The sequence below is a fragment of the Phenylobacterium sp. genome, assembly GCF_030654915.1.
Taxonomy (GTDB): domain Bacteria; phylum Pseudomonadota; class Alphaproteobacteria; order Caulobacterales; family Caulobacteraceae; genus Phenylobacterium.
Genome location: NZ_JAURWM010000307.1, coordinates 1 through 7,930, shown reverse-complemented (window position 1 = coordinate 7,930; position 7,930 = coordinate 1). Strand labels below are relative to the sequence as shown.

Below are 7,930 nucleotides of genomic sequence, written 5' to 3'. Positions count from 1 at the left end.
GTAGAGCTGGCAGGACAATTTCCCGTCCGCCACGAAGAACTGGAACAGGCAATGGCAGGGCGGCAGCGCCATGTCGTCGACGTCGGCCGGGTTCCAGGCCGAGACAATGTGGCGGCGCGAGTTGGGGTTGGTCTTCAGGCTCTCGACGACATTGGCGATCTGGTCGATCACCCGGCCGTCGGGCGCCGTCCAGGAGCGCCACTGCTTGCCGTAGACCGGGCCGAGCTCGCCATCGGGCGCGGCCCATTCGTCCCAGATGCTGACGCCGCGTTCCTGCAGCCAGCGGACATTGGTGTCGCCGCGCAGGAACCATAGCAGTTCCAGGATGATCGACTTGCGGTGCAGCTTCTTGGTGGTGAGGAGCGGGAAGCCCTTGGCCAGGTCGAAGCGCATCTGGCGGCCAAACACGCCGAGCGTGCCGGTGCCGGTGCGGTCGCCCCGCTGGACGCCGTTCTCCAGGATATCGGACAGCAGAGTCAGATATTGGCGCTCAGGATGGTCGGCCGGAGCGGCGTCGGTCGTGTCAGCGATGGCGACGTGGACGTTCATCAGGCGGCCCGTTCTCGTGATCGGGATGATTCGTACCCGATACTGTAGAACGATTGGGATCTAGGTTCGCGTCATCCACAGATGGATTCGGGCTCAGCCCGCGAAGCCGCCTTCCTCGAGGAACGCCTGCTCGTTCGGGGTGGTGGTGCGCCCGAGGCAGGGGTTGCGATGCGGGAAGCGGCCGAAGCGCACGATAATGTCGCGGTGCATCTCGGCCCACTTCAGGCCTTCGGCGTCACCGGTTTCCTCGCGCAGGGTGGTGAAGAGTGCGACGGCGTGGTCCTGGTCGGGCATGTCTTCGGAATGCTCGAACGGCAGGTAGAAGAACTGCCGCAGGTTGGCCTCGACCTGTTTGTCATGGCCCGCCGAGATGGCGGTGCGGGCGATCTGCCGGGCCTTCGGGTCGGTGGCGAAGGCGTGGCCGGAGTTGCGGTAGAGGTTGCGGGGAAACTGATCCAGCAGGATCAGCAGGGCCAGCGACCCCTCCGGGCTGGCGGCCCAGCCGTCATATTCGCCACGTGCGGCGCGCAGGTGGACGGGTTCGAACTTCAGCGCGATCGCGTCGTCGAACTTCGGATTCTTGGAGAACCATTTCTCCGGGCCCGCCAGGCGCCAGAAGCCGATTACGTCCTGCGGTGTCGCCGCCATGGGGAGCCCTCCAAGCCAGACGACTATGTCGGACAGGCTGGCGTTTGGTTCAAGCGGCGGCTTGCGGCGTATTTTTGCGGCGATATCGCCGCAGATGGTCGGGCTTCCCTTGACGTTCGCGCAAGATTCCCCTTCATAGCCCCGCCTTTGCTGCGGTGCCGTTGCGCGGAACCGCAGCTACCTTCGACTTCAGGAGAATGATCATGCGCGTCTACTATGACCGCGACGCAGACCTCGCCCGCATCCTGGACAAGAAGATCGCGATCGTAGGCTACGGTAGCCAAGGTCGCGCCCACGCGCTCAACCTTAAGGACTCCGGCGTCAAGGACGTCGTGGTAGCCCTTCGTCCGGGTTCGGCCACCGCCAAGAAGGTGGAAGCCGACGGCCTGAAAGTCATGACTGTCGCCGAGGCCTCGGCCTGGGCCGACGCCGTCATGGTGCTGGCGCCCGACGAACTGCAGCGCGGCATCTACAAGGAAGAAATCGCTCCGAACATCCGGGACGGGGCGGCTCTGCTGTTCGCTCACGGCCTGAACGTTCACTTCAACCTGATCGAGCCCAAGGACAGCATCGACGTCCTGATGATCGCGCCGAAGGGCCCGGGTCACACCGTGCGCGGCGAGTATCAAAAGGGCGGCGGCGTGCCTTGCCTGATCGCCATCCACGCCAACCCGACGGGCAATGCGCTCGACTTCGGTCTGGCCTATGCGTCGGCCATCGGCGGCGGTCGCTCGGGCGTGATCGAGACCACCTTCCGTGAAGAGTGCGAAACCGACCTGTTCGGCGAGCAAGCCGTGCTCTGCGGCGGCCTGGTGGAACTGATCCGCGCTGGCTTCGAAACCCTGGTCGAAGCGGGCTACGCGCCTGAAATGGCCTATTTCGAGTGCCTGCACGAAGTGAAGCTGATCGTGGACCTGATCTACGAAGGCGGCATCGCCAACATGAACTACTCGATCTCGAACACCGCCGAGTACGGCGAGTACGTGACCGGCCCCCGCATCGTGACCGCCGACACCAAGGCGGAAATGAAGCGTGTGCTGGAAGACATCCAGTCGGGCCGCTTCGTGCGCGACTTCATGCTCGAGAACGAAGCCGGCCAGCCGAGCCTGAAGGCGACCCGTCGTCGGGCCAGCGAGCACGGTATCGAGGACGTCGGTGGCCGCCTGCGCGCCATGATGCCCTGGATCACCAAGAACAAGCTGGTCGACACCGCGCGCAACTAGGCGCGGCGCACAGCCAGGTTAGACGGAAAGGCCCGGACGCAAGTCCGGGCCTTTTCTGTTGGGCTCCTAGGTCGCGAGCCGGGTCACATAGCGCTCGGCCAGCATCCGGGTCGCATCGATGCGGGCCTGGTTCGGCGCGATCAGCTCAAGATGGACATGATCGGTCATGCCGCCGGGATACTTGGCCTCCAGGCCGTGGGCGCGGCCGATCACTTGGCCAAGCCGCAAGGTGTCTCCGACCTCGACGGACGGATCGACATAGAAGACCCGCGCGACGTAACCGATGGCCGGATTGGTGATCTCGATGAACTTCAGCCTGGCGTCGTCGGCATAGGCGAAGCCGATCTTGGTGACGAAGCCGGAGACGGGCGCGACGACGTCCTGGCCGGCGTCGACCATGTAGTCGACCCCTTCATGCGGCCGCGAGCCGCCGTCGCGCGAGGCGCCGAACGCGCCATAGCCATAGGCGTCATGCTGGCGTGGCGCCTTGCCCGTGGGGTTGACGAAGTCGGGGGCCCCGTCGCCGTCGATGTCGGCGCCCTGCCAGGTCAACACCTTCACCGTGGCCGGGGTGGAGGTGGTCGCCATTTGAAGGGACGTGGGGATGTGGGCGCCGGTGAAGTTGACGTCGAGCTTGGCCGCCGCCGCCGCGCCGGCATGCAGCAGCACTGCTACACCAACCGCCGCGCCGAGGGTCGCACAGGTCTGGGTTAGCCACGTCTGAAAGACCGTGGCGTCAGGCCGCGTCATAGCTCGCATCATGCAGAGTTCGATCCTATTCCCGATATTTCGGCTGAGCGGACTTGCGCCGCTCTTGCCGCCAACTTGGCGTCACCGCCCCCTTCGCGCCTGATATGGAGGGTATGGCGCCAAATGCGGATGTGACCGGTTGCCGCTGGTTGAGGTCACAGGTGTGTGAGGATGGCAGACGCAAGCGCAAGATGTGGTAGAAGTTCCCTGCGCAAAGCCTCAGCAAATCCGTATTGGACGCGTTGATGTCATGGGAATAGTTCAAAAATGTGGTCCCGCATATTGCGCGGCGGCCACACCTATTCTGCGCCCATAGAGGGAAATTCTGTAATCTTGTTCCTATTGTTGAAAGCTGCGCGCCTCGACCTGGGCTTGATGTTCCATGATCTGGAAGGGGCCTCCCACTGGGTCGGCTGATCGTTGTTTCCAACCGCGTGCAGCCGCCGGGCGATGCGTCCAGCGGTGCGGTCGGCGGGCTGGCGATGGCCCTGGCCGCGGCCTTGCGCGAGCACAGCGGCGTCTGGTTCGGCTGGAGCGGTCAAACCATCGAGGAGCACACCGGCCAGCTTTCGATGCAGCGGATCGGCGGGGTTACGGTCGCGACGATCGACCTCGAGGAGCAGGATCGCCAGGAGTACTACAACGGCTACGCCAACAAGACGCTGTGGCCGTTGTTCCACTATCGCGTCGACCTGAGCGCCTATGAGCGCTCGTTCAGCGAAGGCTATGCGCGCGTCAATGCTCGGTTCGCCGACGCCTTGGCGCCGCTGATCCAGCCGGAAGATCTGGTCTGGGTCCATGATTATCATCTGATGCCGTTGGCTCAGGAACTACGCCGGCGCGGGGTGAAAAACCGGATCGGCTTCTTCCTGCACATCCCCTGGCCCGCGCGCCGGCTGCTCGCGACCCTTCCCAATCACCGGGAACTGGTCGAGGCGCTGTTCGACTTCGACCTGCTGGGGTTCCAAACCGAGGATTCGGCGAGCGCCTTCGAGGACTATGTCACCGGCGAACTTGGCGGAACGATCACCGCTGATCGCCGCGCGCATGCCTTTGGCCGCACCGTCCAGGTCGGGGCCTTTCCGATCGGGCTGGATGTCGAGACCTTCGAGGCCTCGGCCCAAGACGAGGTCGCCCAGGCGGAATTCGAGCGCATGCAGGCCAGCCTGAGTGGCCGCGCCATGATCGTCGGCGTCGACCGCCTGGACTATTCCAAGGGCCTGGAAGAGCGCTTCCTGGCCTATGAACAGGCCCTGATCGACCATGAAGAACTGCGCGAGCAGGTGTTCCTGTTGCAGATCGCCACCCCCAGTCGTGAAGAGGTTGGGGCCTATCAGGATATTCGCGCCCGGCTGGACGCGGTGACCGGCCGAATCAACGGCGCCTTCGCCACGGTGGATTGGGTGCCGATCCGCTATGTAAATCGAGCCTATCGCCGCGACGAACTGGCCGGCGTCTATCGGGCCGCGAAAATCGGGCTGGTGACGCCCTTGCGCGACGGCATGAACCTGGTCGCCAAGGAGTATGTGGCCGCGCAGGATCCCGAGGATCCTGGCGTTCTGATTCTGTCGGAGTTCGCCGGCGCCAGCGAGCAGATGCGGCAGGCCTTGATCGTCAATCCGTTCAACCGGGAAGAGGTCGCCGAGGCGATCGTCCAGGGGCTGAATATGCCCAAGGCCGAACGGATCGCACGCTGGAGCGTGCTGATGGCCGACTTGAAGCGGACCGATGTCATAGCCTGGCGCGACGCCTATGTGGCGGCCCTGAGGGGCGACACCGCCGCGGCCGATCGGCTCGCTGGCTAGACGGGCCAGATCCCCTGGTGGAGGACGACCCGATAGCCGTCGGGGTCCTCGAAGGTCACGCCCTCGCGATCCCAATAGGGATTGAAGGACTCCACCGGCCTATGCCCTTGGCGGGTCATGACCCCGATCATCCGGCTCCAGGCCCTGGGGTCGGCGACATAGATGGCCAGCAGGTTGTCCTGCGTCGGCGCGCGGCCGGCGGCGTGCCCGCGGGCGGTGGTGAATTCCAGATGATATGGCGCGCCGGGAAAGCCGAGGATCACGCCGTCGAAACCGTCATGGTCGGTGAAGCTGGTCAGTTCCGGAAAGCCCAACCCGTCGCGATAGAAGGCGACGACATCGTCCATCTGGTCGGTAGGTCTGGCCACCCGCAGCACGCAGCCGGCGAGCGTCGGAGGCTGGAGGGTCGTGGTCGGCATGTGGCGTCCTCCATTTGACAACTAAATACTTTCTAAAATGCCGCCGTCATTTTGTAAACTCCGAGCTTTGCAAACGCGATGACTTCGTAGGTTATCGACGTTCAGCGCGCGTCGCGGCAGGATGGGATCATGTCCGAGACCATCACCGCGCCGCACCCCCTGGATCACGCCGTCCGCCTGGAGGCCGTCGAACCCGGCCTCTATCGCGGGGCGACGACGCCTGAATACTGGAACATGGCCGGCCCATTCGGCGGCGCCACGGCCGCGGTCATGCTGAAGGCGGTGCTGGATCACCCGGAGCGCCGTGGCCGGCCGGTGGCCCAGACGGTCAATTTCTGCGGGGCGGTCGCCGAGGGGCCGTTCGACATCGAGGTTCGCCTGGTGCGCGACGGCCGCTCGACCCAGCATTGGCAGGTGGAGCTGTCGCAAGGCGGCAAGATCGCCACCACCTCCAGCGCCGTCACCGGCGCGGAGCGCGAGACCTGGAGCCATGCGCCGGGCGCGCCGCCGGAAGTTCCGCCCGCCGAGCGGACGCCGGTGCTGGACACAACGGGGCGGGGCGGCTGGCGCGCGCGCTATGAGTTTCGCTATGTGCGCGGCGAGCCCACGCCGGGAGGGGGCAGCGCCGAGGCGCCGGCCTCGGCGGTGTCGCAGACCTGGATCCGCGACGAGCCGCGCCGACCGCTCGACTATGTCGCCCTGGCGGCGATCGCCGATTCGGTGGTGGTGAAGATCCTGCAGGTGCGGGGCGACGTGCCGCCGGTGGCCACGGTGTCGCTCTCGACCTATTTTCTCGCCGACGAGGCCGCGCTGGCGCGGCAGGGATCGCGGCCGGTGCTGGGCGTCAGCGATGCACGGGTCTTCCGCCACGGCTTCAACGACCAGAGCGCCGAGCTATGGTCCGATGAGGGGCAGCTTCTGGCGGTCTCGAACCAAGTGGTCTGGTTCAAGGGTTAGAGCCAGGGCAGGTCCGCCTCGCCGCGGAAGATGGCCTCGGCCTCAGGGGTGTGCTTGGCGCCGTCGCGGGGGTGAAGCACCAGGGCAGGCAGCAGTCGCAGCGGCGCCTTGCCGGTCTTGAGCGCCCTGACCAGCACACGCTTGGCGGGTGCGTCGGCGTGAGGCTGGATCGGCCGGATCTGGAAAGACCCGGCCTTGGGGGCGAGCAGCGCCAGGATGTCGGCCAATCGGTCGGCGCGATGGATGATGGTGATCGAGCCGCCCTCACGAACCGCTTTCAGCAAGAAGCTCGTCCAGACCCCAAGCCCGCCCTCGGCCATCCAGGCGCCGTGCTTGGCGGCGGCGGGGGCGCGTAAAGCGCCGGGGTCGTCGAAGAAGGGCGGGTTGCTCATCGCCGCATCGAAAGGCTCAAGGCCTAGGGTGCGGAACGATCGCCGCACGTCACCCTGCCGGATCTCGATCCGATCTTGCAGTCCATTCAACTGAGCATTGTGGCTGGCCAACGCCGCGGCGGCCGGATCGCGCTCAATCCCGGTGAAGTGAACGCCGGGTCTGCGAGCCGCCGCTGTCAGCAGGGCGCCGCCCGCGCCGCAGCCCGCCTCCAACACGCGCGCCCCGATGCCGGCGTCGCAGGCGGCGGCCAGCAGAGCCGCGTCCATGCCGGCGCGATAGCCGTCCTGCGCTTGGCGCAGGACGATCCTGCCGCCCATCAGGCGATCCTCGGTGAAGCTGTCTGTCAGCAAGGGGTGTGACGTCGGTTCCATTTACGCCTAGAGACAGCCTAGCCCGCCTTGACCCTGGTCTTACCCGTGACCATTGTCGCCCGCAAATGACGGCCCTGTTCGGCGCCGTGTAACGCCTTGGAGTTTCGATAGCTTGGACGTCGTCAATGCTGCGATCGCCCGTGAAAAGCCCGTGTCCATCGACGGGCTCCTGGAACTCGCGCGGCCCGACATGGCCAAGGTCGATGCGCTCATCCGCGACCGGATGCAGAGCCCCGTCTCGGTTATCCCCGCCCTGGCCGAACATCTGATCGGCGGATCGGCCAAGCGTCTGCGGCCATTGCTGACCATCGCCGCGGCGCGTGTCGCCGGCGCGCAGGATGACGCCTGTCTGAAGCTGGCCGCCGCGGTGGAGTTCATCCACACCGCCACCCTGTTGCATGACGACGTCGTAGATTCCTCGCAATTGCGCCGGGGCAAGGTCGCCGCTCACCTGATCTGGGGCGCGCCGGCCAGCGTCCTGGTGGGGGACTTCCTGTTCGCCCGCGCCTTTGAACTGATGGTCGAGGCCGGCTCCATGCAGGCGCTCGAGATCCTGGCCCGCGCCAGCCGGGTGATCGCCGAGGGCGAGGTGCTGCAGCTGACCCGCGCCCACGACCTGAACCTGCACCAGGACATGTACCTGGAGATCATCAAGGCCAAGACCGCCGAGCTGTTCGCCGCCGCCGCCGAGGCTGGCGCCGTCTCCGCCGGGGCCAGCCCCGAGCAGTGCCTGGCCCTGCGCAAATACGGACAGGACCTGGGCGTCGCCTTCCAGCTGGTGGACGACAGCCTGGACTACAGCGGCGTCAGCAAGG

The 7,930-nt window shown here is 65.9% G+C and carries 9 protein-coding genes; 4 read left to right on the top strand and 5 right to left on the bottom strand.

Annotated elements, in window-relative coordinates; all coding sequences use genetic code 11:
- Both thyA and Q7T84_RS16225 read right to left on the bottom strand, forming a co-directional pair.
- Positions 1-549 (bottom strand): thymidylate synthase (gene thyA / locus Q7T84_RS16230; RefSeq protein WP_304810877.1); only part of this gene is annotated, 549 nt, incomplete at its 3' end.
- A gap of 93 nt (positions 550-642) precedes the next feature.
- The gene (locus Q7T84_RS16225) at positions 643-1,197 is read right to left on the bottom strand and encodes a DUF924 family protein (RefSeq protein ID WP_304810875.1); all 555 of its coding nucleotides are present in this window, start codon (positions 1,195-1,197) and stop codon (positions 643-645) included.
- Between the two features lie 203 nt (positions 1,198-1,400).
- Here Q7T84_RS16225 and ilvC point away from each other — a divergent pair, with 203 nt between their 5' ends.
- A complete protein-coding gene (ilvC, locus tag Q7T84_RS16220; protein WP_304810873.1) occupies positions 1,401-2,420 on the top strand; it encodes a ketol-acid reductoisomerase in 1,020 nt (339 codons plus the stop codon).
- Between the two features lie 66 nt (positions 2,421-2,486).
- On the opposite strand, the gene Q7T84_RS16215 is transcribed toward ilvC, so the two are convergent.
- Complete coding sequence (locus tag Q7T84_RS16215; RefSeq protein ID WP_304810871.1) at positions 2,487-3,182, bottom strand: M23 family metallopeptidase; 696 nt, start codon at positions 3,180-3,182, stop codon at positions 2,487-2,489.
- Positions 3,183-3,574: 392 nt separating this feature from the next.
- Between Q7T84_RS16215 and otsA the strand changes: the two genes are divergently transcribed.
- Positions 3,575-4,975: an alpha,alpha-trehalose-phosphate synthase (UDP-forming) gene (gene otsA, locus Q7T84_RS16210; protein ID WP_304810883.1), complete on the top strand. Its 1,401-nt coding sequence runs from the start codon at positions 3,575-3,577 to the stop codon at positions 4,973-4,975.
- Here the strand turns inward: otsA and Q7T84_RS16205 are convergent.
- The gene (locus Q7T84_RS16205; protein WP_304810869.1) at positions 4,972-5,394 is read right to left on the bottom strand and encodes a VOC family protein; all 423 of its coding nucleotides are present in this window, start codon (positions 5,392-5,394) and stop codon (positions 4,972-4,974) included. The genes otsA and Q7T84_RS16205 overlap by 4 nt on opposite strands.
- 129 nt (positions 5,395-5,523) lie before the next feature.
- Between Q7T84_RS16205 and Q7T84_RS16200 the strand changes: the two genes are divergently transcribed.
- The gene (locus Q7T84_RS16200) at positions 5,524-6,351 is read left to right on the top strand and encodes an acyl-CoA thioesterase II (protein ID WP_304810867.1); all 828 of its coding nucleotides are present in this window, start codon (positions 5,524-5,526) and stop codon (positions 6,349-6,351) included.
- Here the strand turns inward: Q7T84_RS16200 and Q7T84_RS16195 are convergent.
- Complete coding sequence (locus tag Q7T84_RS16195) at positions 6,348-7,061, bottom strand: tRNA1(Val) (adenine(37)-N6)-methyltransferase (RefSeq protein WP_304810881.1); 714 nt, start codon at positions 7,059-7,061, stop codon at positions 6,348-6,350. The genes Q7T84_RS16200 and Q7T84_RS16195 overlap by 4 nt on opposite strands.
- A gap of 211 nt (positions 7,062-7,272) precedes the next feature.
- Between Q7T84_RS16195 and Q7T84_RS16190 the strand changes: the two genes are divergently transcribed.
- A partial coding sequence (locus Q7T84_RS16190; RefSeq protein WP_304810879.1) for a polyprenyl synthetase family protein occupies positions 7,273-7,930 on the top strand: 658 nt, incomplete at its 3' end.

Excerpts from the sequence above, each read along its gene's own strand:
- Q7T84_RS16195 (WP_304810881.1), bottom strand. The coding sequence starts at position 7,061 with ATGGGCGGCAGGATCGTCCTGCGCCAAGCGCAGGACGGCTATCGCGCC.
- Q7T84_RS16205 (WP_304810869.1), bottom strand. The coding sequence starts at position 5,394 with ATGCCGACCACGACCCTCCAGCCTCCGACGCTCGCCGGCTGCGTGCTG.
- Q7T84_RS16200 (WP_304810867.1), top strand. The coding sequence starts at position 5,524 with ATGTCCGAGACCATCACCGCGCCGCACCCCCTGGATCACGCCGTCCGC.
- Q7T84_RS16225 (WP_304810875.1), bottom strand. The coding sequence starts at position 1,197 with ATGGCGGCGACACCGCAGGACGTAATCGGCTTCTGGCGCCTGGCGGGC.
- ilvC (WP_304810873.1), top strand. The coding sequence starts at position 1,401 with ATGCGCGTCTACTATGACCGCGACGCAGACCTCGCCCGCATCCTGGAC.
- Q7T84_RS16215 (WP_304810871.1), bottom strand. The coding sequence starts at position 3,182 with ATGATGCGAGCTATGACGCGGCCTGACGCCACGGTCTTTCAGACGTGG.